We start from the raw sequence: 21,281 nt of genomic DNA on the forward strand, positions 1-21,281 counted from the left end.
AGATTGGACTTGCATGTATTCCCATTCATGCAAGTCCTAAATCACCCCAATTAAAACCCAAATTTATCTTTTAGAAGTTTTAGTGGTTGAAGATTGGACTTGCATGTATTCCCATTCATGCAAGTCCTAAATCACCCCAATTAAAACCCAAATTTATCTTTTAGAAGTTTTAGCGGTTGAAGATTGGACTTGCATGTATTCCCATTCATGCAAGTCCTAAATCACCCCAATTAAAACCCAAATTTATCTTTTTCTAAATTATTATCACTTGTTGATATGCTTACTTATATGCCAAACTAGTGCCACAAAATAATAAATACTGATTACTAATGGTTTATATATTATTTTTATTTCTAAATAGTTCCATTTTGGATTCGGTTTTCAAAATGGGAAAACGAAATAAATTACAAGTTTCCTATTTTGACATCTAGCAATCTTCTTTGAATGTCTGCATGAATGGCATCCAAGGCATTTGTTCGAAAGTTTTCTTCTTCTTGTGGACTCAATTTCTTTGTTTTACTTTTTTGAGTTTGAAGAAAATAATTTTCAGTTAAACTAACGAGATTTGGAAAATACTGAGCAGTATAATTGATGTCAACAGCAGTATAAGTAGTTGTATTGATAAGAGCAATTAAGCCATTAAGATCAGGAGTAATGACACTCAAACTATCTTTGGCAAGTTGGTTAGGGTCTACGTGCAGGTCATTTCTTTCTAGAATATGGTTGTGTATATTTTTTTCGACATACATTTCATATTTTTTCTCCATAGCCTCTATCCGAGCAATAGCATTTAATGCTTTCTTTTTAGAATTTTTAGATGCAAGAACAGCGCCTATAGCTAAAAGCCCAATAAAACCAAGCAAGAGATAGAGTAGCATTGATAGTTGTTTTGATTGACTATTTCGTGAAAAATTAGCATTTGTAATGATGATATAATAAAACCATCTTTTTAGTTGAAAGATATTATACAATCACTAAAAAGATGATTCCTACGAAGCAATGAAGTAGACTAAGTACGTCTTGCCTCTCATGCGATTACAATACTAGAATAATAATATTCCCGAAGTTAGTATTGAATTAATAATTATTATTCATCGGCCCAACCTTTGGTTCGTTCTACGGCTTTTTGCCAATTGGTATAAAGGTGTTGGCGTTGATCTGATTTCATTTCAACTTCAAAAGCTTTATTTAATTGCCATCTATCTTTGATTTCTTCTTTTTTCCAGAAACCCACAGCTAAACCAGCAAGATAGGCAGCACCCAAAGCAGTTGTTTCAATAATCTCAGGGCGTTCAACAGGAGTGTTTAAGATGTCTGCTTGAAATTGCATTAAGAAGTTGTTGGCACAAGCTCCTCCATCTACTCTTAGTGTCTTGAGTTGAATGCCAGAATCTTTTTCCATCGCTTCTAACACGTCTCGGGTTTGATAGGCTAAGGATTCTAAGGTTGCTCTAATGACGTGGTACTTATTGGCACCTCTTGTCAACCCAAATATAGCACCTCTTGCATACATATCCCAATAGGGAGCGCCTAAACCTGCAAAAGCAGGAACAACGTAGACACCGCCGTTGTCACATACTTTGCTAGTAAAATATTCAGAGTCAGGAGCAGAATCTAATATTTTCATCTCATCTCTTAACCATTGAATCGCTGCCCCTGCAATAAATACGGAACCCTCTAAAGCATATTCCACTTTGCCATCAATGCCCCAAGCGATTGTTGTGAGCAAACCTGCTTTGGAGTGGATCATTTTTTCTCCTGTGTTCATAAGCATAAAGCAGCCTGTACCATAGGTGTTTTTTGCCATGCCAGGATGGTGACAACCTTGCCCAAACAACGCAGCTTGTTGATCTCCCGCCATACCTCCAATTGGAATTTCTGCTCCAAAAAGCGATGGATTAGTGTGACCATATATTTGACTTGATGGCCGTACTTCTGGAAGCAATTGGGAAGGGATATCCAGTTTGTCTAGCATCGTTTGATCCCACTTTAAATCTTTGATATTGTACAACATGGTTCTAGAGGCATTGCTGTAATCAGTTGCATGAACAGCGCCTTGTGTAAGATTCCAAAGAATCCATGTATCAATAGTTCCAAAGAGCAAATCTCCTTGTTCAGCAGCAGCTCTAGCACCATCTACTTGTTCTAAAATCCAATTTAATTTGGTGCCAGAAAAATAAGCATCCAATACCAACCCCGTATTCTCATAAACATAGTCAGTCCATCCATCCTCTTTTAGTTCATCGCAAAAATTGGCAGTACGACGGTCTTGCCATACAATAGCGTTGTAAATGGGTTTCCCAGTGTTTTTATTCCAAACAACAGTAGTTTCTCGTTGGTTGGTAATACCAATACCTTTGATGTCTTTGGCAGATAAATTATTATTTTTAAGAACATTTTGTGCTACCTCTAGTTGAGTCTGCCAAATTTCGTTGGCATCATGTTCTACCCATCCCGATTGAGGATAGATTTGTTTAAATTCTTGTTGTTCAGTAGCTAGTATGTTTCCATTTTGGTCAAAAATTATAGCTCTGGAGCTGGTTGTTCCTTGGTCTAACGCTAGTATCATTTTTTGTGTTTAGGTGATAACGATTCGTCTTTTGTTGTTTAATCGTTTGTTAAAAGTTTATAGTCTTACTTGGCAGCACAATCAATCCAAGAAGCATTATATCTTATAGCAAATAAATAATTTTGATTAAATTAAGACGAATTCTTATTTTTACAAAAGAACGAACCTAAATTTTATTTTTAGATTAACTCATTCTACCCAATTATAAATGGGTAACAGCACTAAAAAAATGCAACACTACTTTGTCCTATTTCTTTTATTGTTACTAGCACAACATACTTCATTGGCACAGCAGAATTGTTTGAGTGACCCTTCTTGTCAGCATACCAAATCAATGCTTTGGGAAGCTCAACGTCAGTGGGGAAATCAATACCAAGGAATTAATACAAATAAACGTTGTGATAGTCTTGATATCTTACATTATACGGTTATTTTGGATATGAGCGATCATGTAGGGGAGCAGATAACAGGAAGTTGTACCATACGTTTCAAATCTAAAAAAAGACAAGTAAGTGCTTTGCCACTAGATTTATTGCAATATCAAGTAGATTCTGTGGTTATGAATCGCCAGCAATTGGAATTTGATTACAACGATACTTTGCTGAATGTTCGTTTCAAAGAAGCTTTAAATCAAGGCGCAGAGAATGCTGTAACGGTTTATTACAAGGGACATCCACAAAAAGACAGACGTTGGGGAGGCTTTTACTACAAAGATGAGTATGCATACAACTTGGGAGTAGGGTTTGCTTCTGACCCGCACAACTACGGTCGTGTGTGGCATCCTTGCTTTGATAATTTTAGAGAACGAGCGACCTATACATTTCATATTACTACTGCCCAAAATCAGCGTGCGCATTGCAATGGTTATCTACAGACTGAAAATAAATTGAATGGACTAACTACCAGAACTTGGCAACAAAAAGAGCCCATTCCTACTTATTTGGCTTGTATTGCTGTAGGAGATTATGTGACCCTTAAACAAAGTCATAAAGGGGTGAATGGTTTGATACCAATAGAATTAGCAGCCAATGCAGCAGACACAAACAATTTAAAACAATCGTTTGTTAATCTAAAGAAAGCAATAGAAACGTATGAATATTGGTATGGTCCGCATCGTTGGGCTAAAGTTGGATATTCTTTGGTGCCATTTCGTTCTGGAGCAATGGAGCATGCTAGTAATATCGCTTATCCTATCAACTCTGCTAACGGAACACTTAAAAGAGAGCACCTCATGGTGCATGAATTGGGGCATAGTTGGTGGGGGAATTTAGTAACTTGTGCTACAGCACAGGATATGTGGATTAACGAGGGAATGGCTTCTTACAGCGAAGATTTATTTTGGGAATATACCTATGGTTGGAAGCGGTATATAGAGGATGTAAAAAGCAATCATTATAATGTTCTAAAAGTAGCACATCAACAAGAAAATGGCTATCGTCCAATATCGGGAGTGCCGCATGAGTATACTTATGGAATTCATGTGTATGACAAAGGAGCTTCTGTGGCGCACAATATGCGTTGGTATATGGGGGATGAATCTTTTCGGAAGGGATTGCAATATATTACCAAAAATTATGCTTTTCAAAACTTGACAACAGCTGAGTTTAGAGATGCACTAACGACATCAACAGGTGTGGATATGAATCCATTTTTTGATGATTGGGTGTTTAGAGGAGGCTTCCCGCATTTTGAAGTAGAAAGCTTCGTAACGACTAAAAAGGAGCAAAGTTTTGAAGTAGAAGTTGCTATTTTACAAAAATTGGTGGGACGTAAAGTTTATTTTAAAAAAGTACCTTTGCAAGTAACGTTCTTAGATGACCATTGGAATAAATTTCAAACAGTCGTACACGTTTCAGATAGTTTAGACAGAGTAACGATAAATGTTCCTTTTCTGCCAACATCTGTCTTGCTTAATGAGGAACATCGGCTTAACCAAGCACGATATGACGAAGAGTTGATCTTTCATCAAGAAGATTCTATGCTTGCAAGCATTCAACTCAAGGACTTAGATATTGAAGACTTGGTGGTGCAAGAGCACGGTGATTCGACTTGGTTGCATTTGCAACATCATCCAGTGCCTCCATCTGTCCAAGATGTACCAAAAGGGTATACCATCTCTAGAAACCATTATTGGACTATTGAGGGCATTTTGTCGAATAGTTTTGATGCGACAGCTGTTGTTAAAAATCATGGAAAATGGGATGCGGATTTGACAAAAAATGGCACTGATAGTATGGTCTTATTGTACCGCCCTAACTCCAATACAGCGTGGCAAATTCATCCTAATTTTATTAAAAGCAACTTTTTTAATAAGACTATTTTTACATTTAGTGTTTTGAAAGGAGATTATGCTTTTGCTAATGGTGCTGTTCCAACGCAAGTATACGAAGCACAAAAAGAAGCTAAATTCACAACATTTGATTGCTTAAAAGAAACTGCGTTTTGGCTAATTGATTTGGCGACGACGAATAAGCACAAGGCTTGTGTAGAGTTGTATGATCAGGAAGGAAAAGTCGTGTATGAAAATTGTGTGACCTTGTCTGCTAAAACCAAATCGGTTAAAATAAATACAACTTCTTTAAAGAAAGGAATTTACTTCTTGAAGGTTCGAAATACGAAAGGCAAACTCTTAAAAACAAAGCGAGTGGTTTTGGAATAAAGGCTTTTTTGTTTTTGCTAACAAAACTTGATAGCTTCAATAAGCTATTGCTAATGCGAATCAAGGGCAAAATAAAAAGTAGAAGTAACTTATGTAAGTTTGTAGAATGCAGCTTCAACAACTAATACAACTGTACTTCTATATAAGCAAAATATATGAAGAAGAATTAAAATGGCATTGTATGCGTCCATAGTTCGTTGATTATTCAGATTCAATCGTGATTACTTCAAAAAGTTAGGGTATTAGTAGTTCAATGAACTATGTATGAATTAAAGATGTCGAATATTTAATTCTCTATTCAATTCCTGATTATCATCATCTAAAAGTTTAAATGTATAAATGCCATTTTCTAGGTCATTTACGTTCATTACTTTATAGTTATAACCTTCTGTTATTTGAAAATTGCATAACCTAACTATAGTATTATCTTTTTGATTGAAGATTATTAAGGTTAATATTTTAGCGGTTTTAGTTTCAACCGAAAAGACAAATCTACCATTTTCTATAGGATCATGGGACATTTCAAAAATAATATTAAATAGTGGGATTTCCTTTTTTTGTATATTAGCTTTATTATTAATTAAAGACTCTAATGTTTCAGCTTTTTGTTGTGGTGTGCTAGAGCAAATTATATCTTCCTCACCTATTTCTATCTTTTTTCCCATAAAGGGTACTATAATTAGTTTATTTTGTATTGTAGTTCTATTACTTTGTATTGTAGAATTATCTTTCTTAGATGGATTTAAATTATTTAATAATCTTTTAGTTTCTTCTATTCTTGCTAGTACAATAATCTTTGAATTTGAATAAGGAGCTAAGCTTAGAGCTTTATTGTAGAATTTTAGAGCTGCTAGGTAATTTCCCAATTTTTTATTACAATCTCCAATGTAAGTATTAGAAAAATGGAAGGATGTGTCTAGCTTAATAACTTTAAGGAAGTCTAATAAAGCAATAGAATACTTCCCTGTTTTATACCTGATTATAGCTCTCTGATAATAAGCCGTTGGTTGCATCGAATCTATGTTTATAGCTTTATCTAAAGAATCTATAGCAGCTTGGTAATGATAGTAATTAGCCAAGTTATTAGCCATTCCAGTTAGTCGTTCATAATCTGTTATTTTTTGGCTATTAACTATTATAGGAAAGAATATAAGTAATACTATTAGTCTCATAATTTTGTTTTTTGCATTTTATCAGTAATTCTCGGTTTGTTTATTTGTTAAAATATTTTTTCATTCCTGTGTGTAATTCACTTCCGTCCCAATACTCTCGAATATAAGCATCTTCATATTTCACAGACCACCATAATCGTTCAATAAATACATGATCTATACAACGACCTTTTCCATCCATACTAAATTTAATTTCATAATATATTGGTAATATATTTGACAAATATAAATGTGATTTTTTATCTTTTTAGTAAAAAAGTAAGCGATAGCCGAGTAGGTTTGTGCTAGTAGCACAAAAGCCCAAGGTCATGATCGCAAGGAACTAGCCTTGTGCTCTCATGAGCGTAGCGAATAATAATCAACGACCACGAAGTAGCAGCGTAGCTAACTACTACTTTAAAAAATAGTCCTAAAAGAGCCTAGATTTATTCTTTCAACAAAGGTAAGTTCAATCTCTAGCAAATAAAAAAACATTATTCTTACTTTATCAGTACTTAGTTGTAATTCTTATTTTTTTTATCCATAAAAGTAAAGTTGTAAAAACATTCAAAAGCTTTGATAGAGCCAATGAATTAAACTTTCGTAAGTGAGTAAACTCTCCTGTTCATAATCAGCATAAAATGTCATTAATTTAGTTGGATTTCTACTTTCTAGAAAAAAAATCCCCATTACGCTTCAACGAGAACCTTGTATCCAAACGCTACCTATAATTTACATTGCTTGAATCATGTTCTCTCTTTTATTGTACAAAGCCATGGAAGCATACATCCAATATTCAACGCTAAAAAACAAGCCTACAGAAGGACTTCGGTTTCTTTCTGAATATTACACTAATCATTCATTACTACATTTAGCACAAAAAAACTGATAAAAGCGCAGTCACTATTAAAAGATAGCCTGTGTCAAGATGATCTCTATTTTCACAATTTGTTTCTATTAGAATTGAGTTAGAGGGGACAGAACTAAGACGTCATAAGACGAATCTGCAAGCTATTTTCACAAATTATAATGAGTTAAAAGAAAAAGCTATCTTCATGAGTTACGATACAAACAAAAAAACTTTTTCTCATGGGTAGTAGTTAGCTACGCTGCTACTTCGTGGTCGTTGATTTTTTTTGTATTTTTGGTAACTGAGCTTGCGATTTCACGGTCACAGGGAGCTACCACATAGTAGCACCGTAGGTAGCTACTATTCATTATAATTAATTGGAATTGAGTCAAGATACAACCGTTGTAGTGCGTGAATATAAACAAAAAATAAAGAAAGAATATTTTCCCAGTAGAGGATATGGTGCCGCAAGAAGTGGGGTGTCTCGAAAGATTATTTTGGATTTTAAAAAAATCTCTGTGCATGCCAAAGATGTGGTAGAGTTGTGGTTGTACCGAACAGAAATGATGTTAGAATTTTCAATAGCTTATGGAGATATGGAAGAAGCTTTTTATAACTCTCTAACGAGTGGTTTTGAACAGGCTTGTAAGCTCATCTAGTCTGAATGTTTGCACCAAGAATTCAAGACGTATTGTCAAGAATTAATTGCAAAATCTTATAATTTGGGGTGGGGAGTATCTTTTGATTTGGACTATTATTTTGAAAATTGTTTTGGAGAGCGTCCTTGATGGCATCAAAAACGTTGCCTGTTAGGGAATAAATTAAAAAAATCAAACTTAAAAAATTAAATATGCAACAACTAATTTATAAGCTATTAATTATAAGCTGTTTTGCTTTATTGACTAGCTGTGGAGCAACTCAGAAATTGAGCAAGGAAAAAATGGAAGCTCGTATTGCTGCTTTGGAAGATGAAAATGCTGCTTTGAAAAAAGATATGGAGGTGATGAAGTCGCAAGTGCGTGTATTAATCAACAGTTTGCCCAAGCCTGGGCAAGATGCCCGCCCTGGGGGAGGAGGTGCACGACCACAAAATTGGAATGGAGGAAGCACTAGTCAAGTCGACCCCAATGCAACTACGATGGAATTTGAAAAAACTATTCATGACTTTGGAACGTTAAAGGATGGCGCTTCTGTTTCTTATACCTTCAAATTTAAAAACACAGGGAACAAACCTTTGTTGATTAGCAATGCTAAAGGAAGTTGTGGATGTACGGTACCTAAATGGCCAAGAGAAGCAATTGCCCCTGGAGCTAGTGGTGAAATTCAAGTTACCTTCAACTCAAAAGGAAAAAAAGGCAAACAACATAAATCGGTTACATTGACAGCAAATACAGATCCTGCGAATACGCGTTTGTATATAAAAGCGGATGTAGGGACATAAAAGTGTATTATGGCAAAACGACATTATTTCTCAAAACGAGATAGAGGAAATCCAGCACCGAAAGATGAAAATGAAGCATTTCACGATTTGGGGTTCAGTAGTTATGCAGTCAAAAATCGGAAGCGATTTGTTAATAAAGATGGCAGTTTTAATGTGATTCGAAATGCTTCTTTTCTCAAAGATTTTCATATCTATCAATTTTTGGTATCTATGAGCTGGACAAGTTTTGCTTGTACTACGTTGTTGTTTTATTTTGTTATCAACTGTCTGTTTGCGGGTTTGTATTTGTTGAATGGAGTAGATTATTTATCAGGAGCAGAAGGAGACCACTTAACGCCTTTTTGGACAGCATTTTTTTTTAGTGTCCAAACGCTTACCACAGTAGGCTATGGAAGTGTTAGTCCTATAGGATTTGGGGCTAACTTGATTGCTGCAATGGGAGCGTTGACAGGCTTAATGTCTTTTGCATTGGGAACAGGTCTTTTGTTTGCTCGTTTCTCCAAACCAACGGCTAGTATTATATTCAGCGAAAACGCTATTATTGGGGGGTATGAAGAGGGCAAAGGTTTGATGTTTCGCTTGGCAAATCGTCGTAGAAATATGCTGACGAATTTACAAATAGAGGTTATTGCAGCTTGGTTGAGTCGGGACAGGAATGGCAAGATTAATAGGAGGTATCGCCCTTTGGATTTGGAGCGTTCTGAGCTGAGTATGTTGCCTTTAAGTTGGACGGTTGTTCATCCCATAACAGAAGATAGCCCTTTGGCAGAATGCATTAAGCATGGCGTAGAAAATGTAGATTTAGAGATTATAGTCGTTTTGGAGGGGTATGATGATACTTTTGCTAGCACCATTCGCACGCATACATCTTATAAGTACAATGAGTTAATTTGGAATGCTAAATTTGATCCTGCTTTTTATTTTAATGAGGAAGGGGATACGGTTTTGGAAGTGGATAAGTTGAATTCCTTCACTAATAACTAATTTTTAGGTTTAGATCGACCCCCTAACAATATAATAAATGGCCAGTGAATGAGCTCGATAAGCGGTTTTGAAAAGGTTATTAAGACTGTAAAGATAATACCCAAAACATGAAAAAATAGCGAAGGAGCTTTAGGAAGGGGTGTTTGTAGACAAATCAATTCTGGAACTTGCTTGAAAAAATTAGGTACAGAATGCCCTCGGTAATGATTGATGTATTGTTTGAAAATATGTTCTTGTTGATAGGCAGGAATTTCCATAGGATGCTGACGATAAGCAATATTAGTAGCTTCCGACCATCGCTTTTTGTCTTTCCAAAAGGCTTTGTACAAGCCTTCTAAATACCATCCAATATAATAGCGCATAAATTTCCTATTATACCCCCAGTCAAAACCTCTATTGGCTTTCCCCATACTAGACAACTCATAGTATTGTTGCACATGATAAGCTTCGTGTACTAGAATCGCTAAACGTTGATTGACAGACATGGTTTCTATGTCTCGAATGTAAATGTGTACTTTTTTTCGATCGTAAGTACTAGGTAGTGCTGTACCAATGGCAAAGGTATGGTGCATAAACCAAGGCATTTGACAGTAGCAATTGACTAAGGACCAGTCAATTTTAGGATACATTTGTTCTAAAAGTCGACGGTCTTTTGGCATTAATTCAAAAGAAGAAGGAACAATAAAATGATATAACCGTTGTCCTATATTCATGTATTAGGCAGTTGCAAATATGGCTTTAAAAGCCGTTTCTAATTTTTGTTGAGAGTGGGTCTGATATCCTAAAAGATAAACCTCGTTTTCAAGGTGCAGTTTCAGGTGTCCCGAACCCTTTACCCGATTAGAGGTAAAATCTGAGTGGTTCTTTCGAACTTGCTGTATTAGAACCTTTATTTGAGTAAATTGTTCAATATTGAGTAATTTTTGAGCAGCTTTGCCACCGCAATAAACTCCACTAGAACTTTGGATAGGAATTACTGGCTTATATTGGATAAACTCTTTTGTAATATAATAAATATTACCAGAACCATCGGCATAAGAATAGATAAGATTGGGTGGTGGTACTGGTGCATTGGGGAGTAAAGCATCTAAGTTCATTTTGAGACATGTTAAAAAGGTGTGATAAAATTAAGAGCGATATTGGGCAATAAAACTATATTTTTACCATCTTTTGATAGATACTAAGATTTGCTTTTGTACTTTTGTTTGTAATGGGATGTTATTATTAATAGTACTTAGCTGCGTTGTTACTTCGTAGTTTCCACGAAGTAATGATTAATAGTAGTTCGTTGATTACCTACGGTGCTACTTCGTGGTAGTTCGCTACGCTCATGAGGGCGCAAGCTTAGTTTTGTTCTTTTTTACCAAAAAGATAAAAAAGAACATTTATATTAGTTTAGCTTCGCTGCTACTTCGTGGTACTTCGTGAGTGCTGCGCAGTTGATAATCAAAATTTTAACACAAAACGCAACAAAAGCGCAACTTGCTGATTATCAAGCTGATAAAGTTTAGCTGCGCTGCTACTGCGTGGTTTCAACGAACTATTGAATTAAGATAGCATTAAAAAATAAGTCTACGTTTTGTCGGTAAACTTTTTTTGTCCAATTACTTATGAGTTCTAAAAATACAAAGTTGTATGCCAAATAAAGAAGAAATTACCAATTGGTTTCAAGGATTACAGGATAGCATTTGCCAAGGGTTAGAAACCTTAGATGGCAAGGGGCAATTTAAGCAAGATCTATGGGAACGCCCAGAAGGTGGTGGCGGAAGGACGCGTGTCTTGTCTGAAGGTGCTGTTATTGAAAAAGGAGGTGTTAATTTTTCGGCAGTAGAAGGTAATATGCCTGCCCAGTTGTTGAAAGTATTAAAAGTAGATGCCAATACTTCTGAGCCGATTACATTTTATGCAACAGGGGTATCAATCGTCTTACATCCTCGTTCTCCTCGTACTCCTATTATTCACATGAATGTGCGTTACTTTGAAATGAGTGATGGAACATGGTGGTTTGGAGGCGGTATTGATTTGACGCCACATTATGTCGATGAAAAATTAGCTGGAGCTTTTCATCAGCAATTAAAAACCGTTTGTGATGCGCATGACGCTAGTTATTATCCTGCTTTTAAGCAATGGGCAGACGACTATTTCTTTATCAAGCATCGAGAGGAGACGCGTGGTATTGGAGGAATCTTTTTTGATCGCCTCAAAGCTACGGATGAGCATACGAAAGCTGATCGTTGGGCATTTGTACAGGCTGTCGGAGCAGCCTTTGTAGATTTATATAGCCATCAAGTGCAGGCAACTAGAAATTTATCTTATGGTCAAAATGAATTAGATTGGCAACGATTGCGTAGAGGTCGTTACGTTGAGTTTAACTTGGTTTGGGATCGAGGAACCAAATTTGGTCTAGAAACAAATGGACGCACGGAATCTATTTTGATGAGCTTGCCTCCTCAAGCAGATTGGGCATACAGTTATGAACCTACTCCTAATTCCCCAGAAGCACAGACGTTAAATTTGCTTAAAAAAGATATAAACTGGGTTGATAAATTACTTGAAACGGCGCATTAAGACAATTGATGTTTGATTGTTTTGAGTAAGCGGGGATATAGCGAACTGAGCACAGCGAGTTCACGACCAAAGGGAGTAACAAAGCGGTCTCATAAAACACCAAGCAGCAGCAGCGCAGCTAACTAAAAGCGCAGTGCTCACGAAGTAATCTATGCAGTATTACTAATAATAAGTATATGATCTAGTGATAACTTCCCCTACATCATTTCCTGTATAGTGAATGCGCTGTATCCAATTGCCGATAGAGTCGTATTCGTAATGATAAGCATACGTTCGTTTTCTACCCTCGTAGGTGACCATTTTTTCCCGAATAATATCACCATGTTCATTGACTTTAAAGGTAGAATGCGTTGGTGTTTCGTGGCATTTTTCTAAAATATTATTATAATGGTAACTAAATTCTTCTTGGATGTGCCCATTATCATCATAAACCTTTTGAATTTTGCAAGGGACATGCGTTGGATGTTTTTGTTGGCTGTAAACGATTTCTGTTGTATTTCCAGCAGTGTTGGTTTCTAAATCAATATGAAAATTAATAGAGCTATCAATAAGTATAGAAGTGATGGATTTTTGGATGCCGTTGGGAGCTAATTTATAGAGCCAGTAAGCTTGGGGTTGTTCGTGCTTGCTGTAGAGTTCTCTTACTTCATCAATCCAAACGGAATCACCTTTATAGCTGTATTTCATCCACAAAATATCGTTGGGACCCATGTAAATAGCTGATTTGTTAATCAGCCCTTTGGGGGTAAAGCGAATGAAACTTTTTTTGCCATTTTGTTTTAATTGTAAATCTCTAAAAGTAGGGTATTTGACTTCGTCAATTTGTTGTATTTGTCCTTTTAAGTTCATGCGGTGCCAATCATTGAATTGTTTTGATTCTTTGGAACAACTCAAAAAAGAATGACCCAATACAATAAAAAGTAAGATAAACCAAACGTTAATTCTCATTATGTGCTTGTTCTAATTTATAGTACTTCGTGCAAAAAACGGCGAAGTATTCATTTAAAAAATACATGATCTTTGGGAATTCAATCCTATGATTAACAGTGAAGTGGTTTAAAATTAAGTAACCATCAACTATACAATCAATTTTTACGTTACTTTGCTTTGCGTTGGATTTTAGTAGCAGCGCAGCTAACTATTGTTAAACAACTTCAATACAAAATTAAGGAATCTTGACTTTGGATGCGTAAATTAGAGGCGCTTTTTTGAGTCTAAAAGCAAAACCAAAAATTACGAATGTTCTTGCAAATTTGGACATATACCAAGTTGATGTCCCTCTTCGTTTTTAGTTGAAAGTATAACAACCTATTTTATATGACTTATAAAGGAATTGAACCACTTTTGTTATCGTGTATAAGCATTGTATCTCTATTTTTATGAAAATACATAATTACCTCTTTATCGTGTTGTTGTTATTAAGTACAGGAGAATCCTTACTTGCTTGTAACACAAGTGAACACCACTCTGTTTCCAATCACTATAACCATGCTCAAAAAATATTTGAAGGAAAAATACTAAAGGTTGGGAAATTAAAACAACGCAACTTTTCTTTTGTCTATAAAGAGACAGGGATTCGGAGTATTTTTATAAAAGTAGAAGTGACTAAAAATCTAAAAAATACAACCGTCAAAGAACAGTTGATTATTGGCGTAATGCCTGGACTGTATCGTGACTTTGAGCTTGGAGAGACTTATCTAATTTACGCTAACGCAAAGAAGGGGTATGATTTTTTGATATGTGAAAATGGCTTTTCCTTAAAGAATGAAGAAGCAATGCATTTACACGCATTTTTGTGGACAATTCCAGTTGAACACACTGGATATTTGGTCGAGTACGATACTGCGGGAAGAAAATGGGCAGAAGGAAAGCTAGAAAATGGTTTGCCTGTAGGAGAGTGGAAGTACTATGCTAAAAGTGGGGAATTGCAAATAAAAGGAAGTTATCAGCACGGCGAGGAAACAGGACAATGGATTTATTATTACCATACTATTGACGATACTTATGCTATTTTGAGCCAGATAGTTTCAGGAGCTTATTATCAAAAAACAGGTACTTATCAACTGTTGCGGTTGGATAGTAATCAAACAGGAATGTATAAAAATAAATTGACCTATACTGTTGGAGAGGATACATTGACAGAGTCATTTTATTATAAGCATCGAATTATTGCTAAACAAGTATGGTATCAGAATGGTTGGCGCAATGGCATTGAGCAACGCTTTGACGAACAGGGGAGATGTATTAGTTATTATCAATTTAAGGACGATGCTCTAGAAGGCGAATACTGGGAAACCCAAGTAATTAGAGGAGCTGAAAACGTACATTTGAGAGTCGAGGGCTATTATCGGAAAGACAAAAAATACCACGAACGGCATTTGTATTATGAAAATGATGTTTTATCCAAAACTAAAGAAATTTTAAGAGATGGAAAGGTCTTGCCATAGATACAAACGCCTCCAAAAGCTGAGCGCTCTTGGAGGCAACATGTCATTTGAAAGGATTGAAAAGTATAGTACTAATTTGACTTCAACGCTTGTTTTAAATGTTCTTGCATATAAGCTCTTACTGTTAAAAACCTAGCGGTATCCAAATCCTGATTTCCAATTAAATAATTCATACAAGCTTTAAATTTACCCATGTCCCCCCATGGCATAGGATGTTCTAAAAGAGGCGGAATATTAGGCGTTTCATCTTTGCTTCTAAATTGAGGATTGGCTTCTTTTTGTGTGGTTAGCAATTCTTTGACCACCTTATTCTCCAAAATGCCACATTTATCTAAGGTTTCATACGCCTCATCCTTTAGTAAAGTACTAACATCATCAACAGTCGTATTGTAGATGTCTCCAACAATATTTTGAGCCGCTTCTGTTCTTGATTTGCCTAGTGTACCTCTCATTCTTTTCCAAAGATTATTCGCCAGCATACGAGTTTTTTGACAGAAGCCCATGAGCCCATTAATCGCTCCGATAGCACTAGCAACAGCCTGTGTGACACCAATAGGAATCAAGGTCAATACCCAAGACAAGTAGTTGAGTACCTTAGCACAAAAATCAATAATCTTATTAAAGAAAAGACGGATCATTTTTTTTGCAGCACGGCTATAGTTGTGAATTCTTGTTAGCAATGTTTCCTTCTGTTGTTGAAACTTCAATAATGTTTGCTGGCTTCCATTTCCTTCCGAAAGGAGGCGTTGTTCATGCAAAACAGAATTGCTAACAGGGTTCAATTTTATTTCAAGGTCATTGATGATTTTTTTATACCTTTTTCTAGCATCCCAAGCGTCTCGAATTTCTTGAACTAAGGTAATAAATCCGTTGACCAAAGGAACCTTTTTGTACCAAGGAGCATCCCCAGATTTGATGGCTTCATAAGCTTCGTAGGTATCTTTTCCCATATCCACTGCTTGAGCGAGGACGCCTGATGCTGTGCAAAAATTAGAAAGGCTACTGTTCAAACTGCCCCAATCTACCATATCTTTAAAGTCGCCCAAGTAGTTATTTTCAGCTTTGAGCATTTTGGCTGCATTTTTTAGACCAGCTAAGTCTTTTGCCAAAGCTGTTGAACCAGCAAAAAAGTCAAATTTATCATAGTAATCTAAAGCATATTTTGTTTTAGACCATCTTTCCTTTCCAATAACGTTTATCCAAGAATTGAGTAATTTTTGGCATTCTACATGAATTCCTGATTCCAAAATATTAATACCATAAGTAACTTGAAACAACTCTACTAGCGCATCGGTTTGCTTTTCTATTTCAGTAATTAAGGCATCATTTTTTAATTTCTTTTTGGCACTTTTAATATTTAAAATCAAGCGATCCACGGTTTTTTTCATACGCCCATCGTTGATAAAATACTTGTACCAAGCGTCTTCGTATTTCTTGCGAAAATCAGGGGAGGAGCCTACTGTTATCATTGCCGTTGGAAAATCCAATAAAAACTTGTTGAGATGCAAATGATTCATAAACTCAATCTTATTAGGCTTGAACGCCTCCATCGTCTCTGCTTTCTCTTTTTTAGCCCCTGTTGTATCGGGCGAAGTCATAATTGAATCAGGAACCAAGGCTGTTTGAGGCATCGTGATGTCATTCCAACTAATTGGGCTAAGCGTATCCAAGGCTTCTTGCTCTAAGGGATAATCTTCGTATTGTTTAGACTTCAACAATGACTTTAAATTATCAAGATCAAAAGCAATATTTTTGATGGCTTGCACGACCGCCTTTTGAGTGCCTTTATCCTTATCTTCAGTGCTTAGGTTATCTACGTTGTCAAATAACATTTTAGGACTAACACAAGTTTTTCCATATTCCAAGCTTTGGGTATAGGTTATGGTACGTTCTTGGGCAGCAGTTAAGTATTTTTCCAAAAGCTTTTCGGAAGCCAACAAAGCGTCAAGCTCATTAGCTGTCACCTGTCCTTTGACATAAGCAGTATACTCCAATTCACTTTGCAATCCTCCTTTGAATAAATCTACCAACGTATCATTGATAGATGCAATTAAATGATTTCTGTAACCAACCAACCACTCTTTTTGACGCTGTATACGAATAATTCTTTTTTGTTTTTCTTCTTCTACACGTTTCTTTAGGAGCAATTCAAGTTCTTTAGTATCAATTGTGTTTTCTTGAACATTGTCATCCAATTCATCGGTTGGTTCATCTTCAGGAAGATCGTCAATAACCTCAACTGTCTCGATAACTTTTTCTTTAGGTTCAGGCTTGGTAGTATACCCTAGTTGCTTTATTCTTTTAACTAGAAGTTTGCGGTATATCTTTAAAAGGTTAGCATCTTCGATTCCTGTCAGTGCCTTGAATTGTTCTAGCAACTCTGTCATGGTATGCTTAAAAGCAATAATAGAGAGAGTTGAATCGATAGCGGTAAAGGCTTTTCTGCGTTCAAGCAAAGCCATATTGTAAGCCATTTTTAACTCATCTAGTCTACGGTTTAGTTTAGTAGAGACTTTTTTAGGAGCATAACATTCTCGTCGGATTGTTTCATAATGTGTTTGAAAACGATCTCTATAATCCTTATCAGGGGTTTCGAAATTGCCCTTATAAGGGTCTAAAATATGCTTGTTAAAAATAGTATGTGTTTGGCAACTTAGAATTATTTTTTCAAGTTCAGTTTTCCAAAGCAAATCTTGTTCATTAAGTTTTTTGGAAGCCTTGATTTTTTTTGCCTTTTTATTTTTGTATTTATTACTATTATTGTTGATGTTAGAACTTCTACTTTTACGAGGCATGATAGTTATATTTGTAATAAGATGATGGATTGACTTTTCACCAATAAGCATCTTAGTTTTTTTGAAAAATAATGAATAGAAAGAGAGGAGGTAGGGCAGTGCTAGACTTCAAAACTTTGTAAGTGTTGATCCAACTCTTCTTCAAGTAAGGGGACAGAGGAAGAGGTTAAGAAGTAAAAATCTAAATCTTCCAAATCCTCATAAGAAGCTTTTTCTAATGCTTGGTCAATGGCATCAATGACCTTCTGAACAAGCTGAACCGCTTTTTGAGCATAACTCTCAAAATCTTTGACCAAGTCAGTTTTGTTTTGTTCTTTCATCGTATCAATTACCTTTTGGCGACTGGTATCAATTGGCTTCATTTGGACGACTCCATCTTCTGCTTCGCCAAGAGCATTAACAATAGCATCTATAAAAAAGCTTAATTGTTCGTAAATTAATTTTGCTACTTGGTTAGAACTAGAATCTTCTAGCATTTTTCGCATTTTTTCTTGCGCTACATATGTTGGCATAACTGTGTTTTTTTATAGTAATTTAAAAGAGAGCATTAGGGTAGGATACAACTAAAAGATCGAAACGGAAGCACTGTTTTGCGCCAAATTGTTAGTTAAGTTTTCAACTTTACTAAAGATCGTTTGTCGCAGCTTTAAATCCTCGGTAGCAAGGAAATCGACTTCCAATTGTGCCAATTCTTTGGCAATTGTTTCAATAGTTTTTATTCTTGCTGCCATCGTCTCTTTGAGTTTAACAATGCCGCTTCGAATGACCGTCATTTGTTGAGAAATTTCAACAGGATTACCTATTTTTAGAATTTTAGAAGCTTCTAACATCCCCTTAGCCTGTGCCTCTACAGTTTGTTGAAATTGTTTGACGGTTGCTTTCATTTCAACCATATCGTTGGCTAAAATATCATTGAAACTCTCTGTTGTTTGTGTTTGTTGGGAAAAGGCAAACCACAAGTCATCCAGTTCTAATTGAAATTTTTCTGTAATAGTAGAAGGGCTTTCCAACAACGATTGCATTTCGTCAAATTGGTCGTTATCTTTTTGAAGCAAAATCTGAAGTTGTTTTCGGATACGCTTAAAACGATTCATCAAATCAACATTCTCTTTGAGAATTGTTTTAAAACTAGGTTGCACCCGAATTTCTTGGCAAACAGCCATAAGTTGAAGTAGTTCGGACAAAGAGTCGTCCTTTGATGTTTTAAGGTTATTTTCTAAATCCGTTAAGCGACGATCTAATATTTCTTTGGAAGAGTTAGCGTCTGTATCCGTATTAGTTTCGGATTGCTTTTTGACAAGGTTATATTTTAACAACCATTCTTTAAACGTACTTTTTAAGTTGTCATTTTCAGGTTGTTTTGCCAAGACCTGTTTGAATTTTGCCAAAACTTTGCCCCATGCCATTAGATTATCAGAAGTAGGAGTTAGTTTGTGGTCATTTTCTGCATTTTCTAAGCGCTGAATAAGTTGCTCTAGAATACTCAATTTAGGACTACTAGACGTTGGCGTTTCTATCTGAGTTGTCTCTTCCGAAGTTGGTTCCTCTGGTTTGATTCCTGTTGCCATTTCAAACTTTAAATTGGTAGGTTTTCCAACCTTGTTAAGCCATTTGATAACAGGAGCCATTTTCATTTTGCACGCAGGCAATATTTCTATGCCCAAGATAAGCGTATTGTTTTCCTTTTTGCCTTCATAGACAAATCGACAAGTTGCAATTTCTTTGGTTCCTTTTTTTACAAATTTGTCAATATTTTTTAGAGCACTTTTAAACAGACCTGCTTTGCTTTCGGAAAGTAATAGACAGACATCATTGGCTATTGTGTCGCTCATCGTTGTTGCTCCCAAAACAATTACAGCAGTAACACTTGTTCCTACGGCTTCGGTCTCATTTTCTCTCAATGCATTGGATAAAACTTTTAAATTATTTTTTAAGTTGGTTTGAAATATTCCTCCTTTTTGGTCGGTAGCTAATTTTTTACTTCCCGAACTAAGAGGAACAATTTGGACAGGTTTTATTTTGGTGATAATAGGTATGCCTGTGATCATGATTATTGTGTTTTTTAGATACTTTATAAACATTGAATTTGCTAGTAAGTCGACAAATAAATGGTACCTCCCTATTGCGATTAAAAATTTTTTTAAAAAACACTTTTATCCTTGTCAATTCATCACAAAAAAACGCCACTTTATCCCAAGTGGTTTTATATGAGGTTTTTAACTGAATTGTAATTTTACCTTTGAGTCATAATTATCAATTTAAAAAACAATTATTATGATGAAAAAAACGGCTCAGAATTCCATTTGTATGTTATGTTTATGGATGGCTTGGTGCAGCTTTTATAGTTGCCAAAAAGAAACATTCGTGACAGGAAAAAAACAAGATTCTTTTACCCTTCAATCCACTTATACCGAAACTCAATACGACCTAAAAATCGCTTATCCAAAGACCTATGATGCCACTAAAAAGTACCATACGATTTACTTATTAGATGGCGACGATTATTTTGACGAAGCGAGTGCTGTTATCTCAAATCAACAACGAGAAGATGTTATTTTGATAGGCATTGGGTATGTAGGTAACAACCAAAGAGGAAGAGATTATTCTTTTCCCAAAGACAGCGATTTCCCCAATGCATCTGGAGGTGCAAAAGAATTTATTCAATTTATCAATAACCAACTAATTCCTAAAGTTGAAACGGAAATGGGAGTCAAAAGTAAGGCACGTACTATTTATGGTCATTCTTTAGGCGGCTACTTTGCCTTGTATATTTTATTTCAACAAGAACATCCTAATCCTTTTGACAACAGCATCGCTATTAGCCCCAATCTTATGTGGAAAGATGCTTATTTGTTTGATCTAGAGCAACAATATTATAACCAACGAGATAGCTTAGACAAGCGAATATATATGACTGTTGGTGATTTGGAAGGAGCGTCTATCAACTTATTTTTTAATGCTTTTAAGAACAAATTACTAACAAGAAATTACACAGGTTTAAGCCTTGATTACGAACGGTTGAGCCACGTATCGCACCGCAATAGTCCAATTATAAGTTTCAAAAATGCACTTTCAATCATCCTATAAAATAAATCTTATGAAAATCTATTCTTTTTTATGGTTAATGCTCTTTTCTTTTTCGTCAATATGGGCACAGGAACCAGAGAAAAAAACACCGAAATCATCACACAAATTATGGAAAGTTGAACTCCTACACACCTACGATGTGCTCAATATGAGTTATGGGTTTAACTATGGTTTTATTGCCAAAGGCAAGTTCAATTTTTATAACAGGAAGCATTTGAATCTATATTGTGGCATGGCACATCAGTATAGTTATATATCGGAGTCCGACAACCTTTTTTCGGACAAGGTAGATGGATATACCAAAGATATTGGTTTGTATACGGTGCTAGACATTGTTTTCTATCCTTTTAAAAAGAAAACGTTGTATCTATCTTTAGAACCTTTTGTTGGATTAACACACCTGCGCTCTAAAGGCACTTTAAAAATGCCGCACTATGGCATCGTAGAAACGTATAAAAATGATTACGTTTATTTTAATTATGGATTTACGCAGGGGATAGGGTATACACTAGGGCAATTTACCATACAAGCGTCTGTTTGGTTGTCTCTAAAAGGATTTTTGGACGAAGGAAGGAGTCGCCCTGCCGACTTTGATTCAAGGTTTTTAATTGGTTTAGGAGCTAGTTATTCCTTTTAATATATTGCCTGACTAATAACTTATGTCCTTCGTTACTTCGCTTGGTCACAGACCTTGATGGAATAGCGAAGGCATTATTGATATGATTGGGTT

General features: G+C 35.7%; 18 protein-coding genes. 8 read left to right on the forward strand and 10 right to left on the reverse strand.

Annotated elements, in window-relative coordinates:
* Positions 1–404: 404 nt before the first annotated feature.
* Both CG11_RS08445 and glpK read right to left on the reverse strand, forming a co-directional pair.
* Positions 405–878: a hypothetical protein gene (locus tag CG11_RS08445; RefSeq protein WP_052595076.1), complete on the reverse strand. Its 474-nt coding sequence runs from the start codon at positions 876–878 to the stop codon at positions 405–407.
* Between the two features lie 209 nt (positions 879–1,087).
* Positions 1,088–2,569: a glycerol kinase GlpK gene (gene glpK / locus CG11_RS08450; protein WP_052595078.1), complete on the reverse strand. Its 1,482-nt coding sequence runs from the start codon at positions 2,567–2,569 to the stop codon at positions 1,088–1,090.
* A 229-nt stretch (positions 2,570–2,798) separates the two neighbouring features.
* Here glpK and CG11_RS08455 point away from each other — a divergent pair, with 229 nt between their 5' ends.
* On the forward strand, positions 2,799–5,228 hold the full coding sequence (locus CG11_RS08455) for a M1 family aminopeptidase (RefSeq protein WP_052595080.1): 2,430 nt from the start codon (positions 2,799–2,801) through the stop codon (positions 5,226–5,228).
* Positions 5,229–5,497: 269 nt separating this feature from the next.
* On the opposite strand, the gene CG11_RS08460 is transcribed toward CG11_RS08455, so the two are convergent.
* Together CG11_RS08460 and CG11_RS30150 are read right to left on the reverse strand one after the other, a co-directional pair.
* Positions 5,498–6,400: a tetratricopeptide repeat protein gene (locus CG11_RS08460; RefSeq protein ID WP_052595082.1), complete on the reverse strand. Its 903-nt coding sequence runs from the start codon at positions 6,398–6,400 to the stop codon at positions 5,498–5,500.
* A 40-nt stretch (positions 6,401–6,440) separates the two neighbouring features.
* On the reverse strand, positions 6,441–6,581 hold the full coding sequence (locus CG11_RS30150; protein WP_156039702.1) for a hypothetical protein: 141 nt from the start codon (positions 6,579–6,581) through the stop codon (positions 6,441–6,443).
* 1,031 nt (positions 6,582–7,612) lie between these two features.
* On the opposite strand from CG11_RS30150, the gene CG11_RS08465 reads away from it, so the two are divergent.
* The 3 genes from CG11_RS08465 to CG11_RS08475 all read left to right on the forward strand — a co-directional run bounded on the left by CG11_RS08465 (position 7,613) and on the right by CG11_RS08475 (position 9,654).
* Complete coding sequence (locus tag CG11_RS08465) at positions 7,613–7,888, forward strand: DUF6155 family protein (RefSeq protein ID WP_197043806.1); 276 nt, start codon at positions 7,613–7,615, stop codon at positions 7,886–7,888.
* Between the two features lie 191 nt (positions 7,889–8,079).
* A complete protein-coding gene (locus tag CG11_RS08470) occupies positions 8,080–8,670 on the forward strand; it encodes a DUF1573 domain-containing protein (protein WP_052595086.1) in 591 nt (196 codons plus the stop codon).
* A 9-nt stretch (positions 8,671–8,679) separates the two neighbouring features.
* The gene (locus tag CG11_RS08475; RefSeq protein WP_052595088.1) at positions 8,680–9,654 is read left to right on the forward strand and encodes an ion channel; all 975 of its coding nucleotides are present in this window, start codon (positions 8,680–8,682) and stop codon (positions 9,652–9,654) included.
* Here CG11_RS08475 and CG11_RS08480 read toward each other — a convergent pair.
* Positions 9,651–10,367 carry a hypothetical protein gene (locus tag CG11_RS08480; protein WP_052595090.1) on the reverse strand — a complete coding sequence of 239 codons (717 nt, stop codon included), beginning with the start codon at positions 10,365–10,367 and terminating at the stop codon, positions 9,651–9,653. The two genes, CG11_RS08475 and CG11_RS08480, sit on opposite strands and share 4 nt — an antisense overlap.
* Positions 10,368–10,370: 3 nt before the next feature.
* Entirely contained in the window at positions 10,371–10,751 is a 381-nt protein-coding gene (locus CG11_RS08485; protein ID WP_052595092.1) for a hypothetical protein, read from the reverse strand.
* Positions 10,752–11,289: 538 nt separating this feature from the next.
* Between CG11_RS08485 and hemF the strand changes: the two genes are divergently transcribed.
* Positions 11,290–12,222 (forward strand): oxygen-dependent coproporphyrinogen oxidase, encoded by a 933-nt coding sequence (gene hemF, locus CG11_RS08490; protein ID WP_052595093.1) that lies wholly within the window; start codon positions 11,290–11,292, stop codon positions 12,220–12,222.
* A 162-nt stretch (positions 12,223–12,384) separates the two neighbouring features.
* On the opposite strand, the gene CG11_RS08495 is transcribed toward hemF, so the two are convergent.
* A complete protein-coding gene (locus CG11_RS08495) occupies positions 12,385–13,170 on the reverse strand; it encodes a hypothetical protein (RefSeq protein WP_052595095.1) in 786 nt (261 codons plus the stop codon).
* 431 nt (positions 13,171–13,601) lie between these two features.
* Here CG11_RS08495 and CG11_RS08500 point away from each other — a divergent pair, with 431 nt between their 5' ends.
* Complete coding sequence (locus CG11_RS08500) at positions 13,602–14,669, forward strand: toxin-antitoxin system YwqK family antitoxin (protein ID WP_156039704.1); 1,068 nt, start codon at positions 13,602–13,604, stop codon at positions 14,667–14,669.
* Positions 14,670–14,740: 71 nt separating this feature from the next.
* Here the strand turns inward: CG11_RS08500 and CG11_RS08505 are convergent, their stop codons facing one another.
* The 3 genes from CG11_RS08505 to CG11_RS08515 all read right to left on the reverse strand — a co-directional run bounded on the left by CG11_RS08505 (position 14,741) and on the right by CG11_RS08515 (position 19,512).
* Complete coding sequence (locus CG11_RS08505; RefSeq protein WP_052595099.1) at positions 14,741–17,464, reverse strand: hypothetical protein; 2,724 nt, start codon at positions 17,462–17,464, stop codon at positions 14,741–14,743.
* A 101-nt stretch (positions 17,465–17,565) separates the two neighbouring features.
* Positions 17,566–17,976, reverse strand: coding sequence for a hypothetical protein (locus CG11_RS08510; RefSeq protein WP_052595101.1), 411 nt, complete (start codon positions 17,974–17,976; stop codon positions 17,566–17,568).
* A gap of 51 nt (positions 17,977–18,027) precedes the next feature.
* Positions 18,028–19,512 carry a hypothetical protein gene (locus CG11_RS08515; protein ID WP_052595103.1) on the reverse strand — a complete coding sequence of 495 codons (1,485 nt, stop codon included), beginning with the start codon at positions 19,510–19,512 and terminating at the stop codon, positions 18,028–18,030.
* A gap of 226 nt (positions 19,513–19,738) precedes the next feature.
* On the opposite strand from CG11_RS08515, the gene CG11_RS08520 reads away from it, so the two are divergent.
* Complete coding sequence (locus tag CG11_RS08520) at positions 19,739–20,551, forward strand: alpha/beta hydrolase (protein WP_081909506.1); 813 nt, start codon at positions 19,739–19,741, stop codon at positions 20,549–20,551.
* A 10-nt stretch (positions 20,552–20,561) separates the two neighbouring features.
* Positions 20,562–21,188 carry a hypothetical protein gene (locus CG11_RS08525; protein WP_052595107.1) on the forward strand — a complete coding sequence of 209 codons (627 nt, stop codon included), beginning with the start codon at positions 20,562–20,564 and terminating at the stop codon, positions 21,186–21,188.
* Positions 21,189–21,281: the final 93 nt, after the last annotated feature.

This window comes from Aureispira sp. CCB-QB1 (genome assembly GCF_000724545.1).
GTDB lineage: Bacteria > Bacteroidota > Bacteroidia > Chitinophagales > Saprospiraceae > Aureispira.

Coding starts and splice junctions, on each gene's coding strand:
- CG11_RS08445 (WP_052595076.1), bottom strand. CDS start 878: ATGCTACTCTATCTCTTGCTTGGTTTTATTGGGCTTTTAGCTATAGGC.
- glpK (WP_052595078.1), bottom strand. CDS start 2,569: ATGATACTAGCGTTAGACCAAGGAACAACCAGCTCCAGAGCTATAATT.
- CG11_RS08455 (WP_052595080.1), top strand. CDS start 2,799: ATGCAACACTACTTTGTCCTATTTCTTTTATTGTTACTAGCACAACAT.
- CG11_RS08460 (WP_052595082.1), bottom strand. CDS start 6,400: ATGAGACTAATAGTATTACTTATATTCTTTCCTATAATAGTTAATAGC.
- CG11_RS30150 (WP_156039702.1), bottom strand. CDS start 6,581: ATGGATGGAAAAGGTCGTTGTATAGATCATGTATTTATTGAACGATTA.
- CG11_RS08470 (WP_052595086.1), top strand. CDS start 8,080: ATGCAACAACTAATTTATAAGCTATTAATTATAAGCTGTTTTGCTTTA.
- CG11_RS08475 (WP_052595088.1), top strand. CDS start 8,680: ATGGCAAAACGACATTATTTCTCAAAACGAGATAGAGGAAATCCAGCA.
- CG11_RS08480 (WP_052595090.1), bottom strand. CDS start 10,367: ATGAATATAGGACAACGGTTATATCATTTTATTGTTCCTTCTTCTTTT.
- CG11_RS08485 (WP_052595092.1), bottom strand. CDS start 10,751: ATGAACTTAGATGCTTTACTCCCCAATGCACCAGTACCACCACCCAAT.
- hemF (WP_052595093.1), top strand. CDS start 11,290: ATGCCAAATAAAGAAGAAATTACCAATTGGTTTCAAGGATTACAGGAT.
- CG11_RS08495 (WP_052595095.1), bottom strand. CDS start 13,170: ATGAGAATTAACGTTTGGTTTATCTTACTTTTTATTGTATTGGGTCAT.
- CG11_RS08500 (WP_156039704.1), top strand. CDS start 13,602: ATGAAAATACATAATTACCTCTTTATCGTGTTGTTGTTATTAAGTACA.
- CG11_RS08505 (WP_052595099.1), bottom strand. CDS start 17,464: ATGCCTCGTAAAAGTAGAAGTTCTAACATCAACAATAATAGTAATAAA.
- CG11_RS08510 (WP_052595101.1), bottom strand. CDS start 17,976: ATGCCAACATATGTAGCGCAAGAAAAAATGCGAAAAATGCTAGAAGAT.
- CG11_RS08515 (WP_052595103.1), bottom strand. CDS start 19,512: ATGATCACAGGCATACCTATTATCACCAAAATAAAACCTGTCCAAATT.
- CG11_RS08520 (WP_081909506.1), top strand. CDS start 19,739: ATGATGAAAAAAACGGCTCAGAATTCCATTTGTATGTTATGTTTATGG.
- CG11_RS08525 (WP_052595107.1), top strand. CDS start 20,562: ATGAAAATCTATTCTTTTTTATGGTTAATGCTCTTTTCTTTTTCGTCA.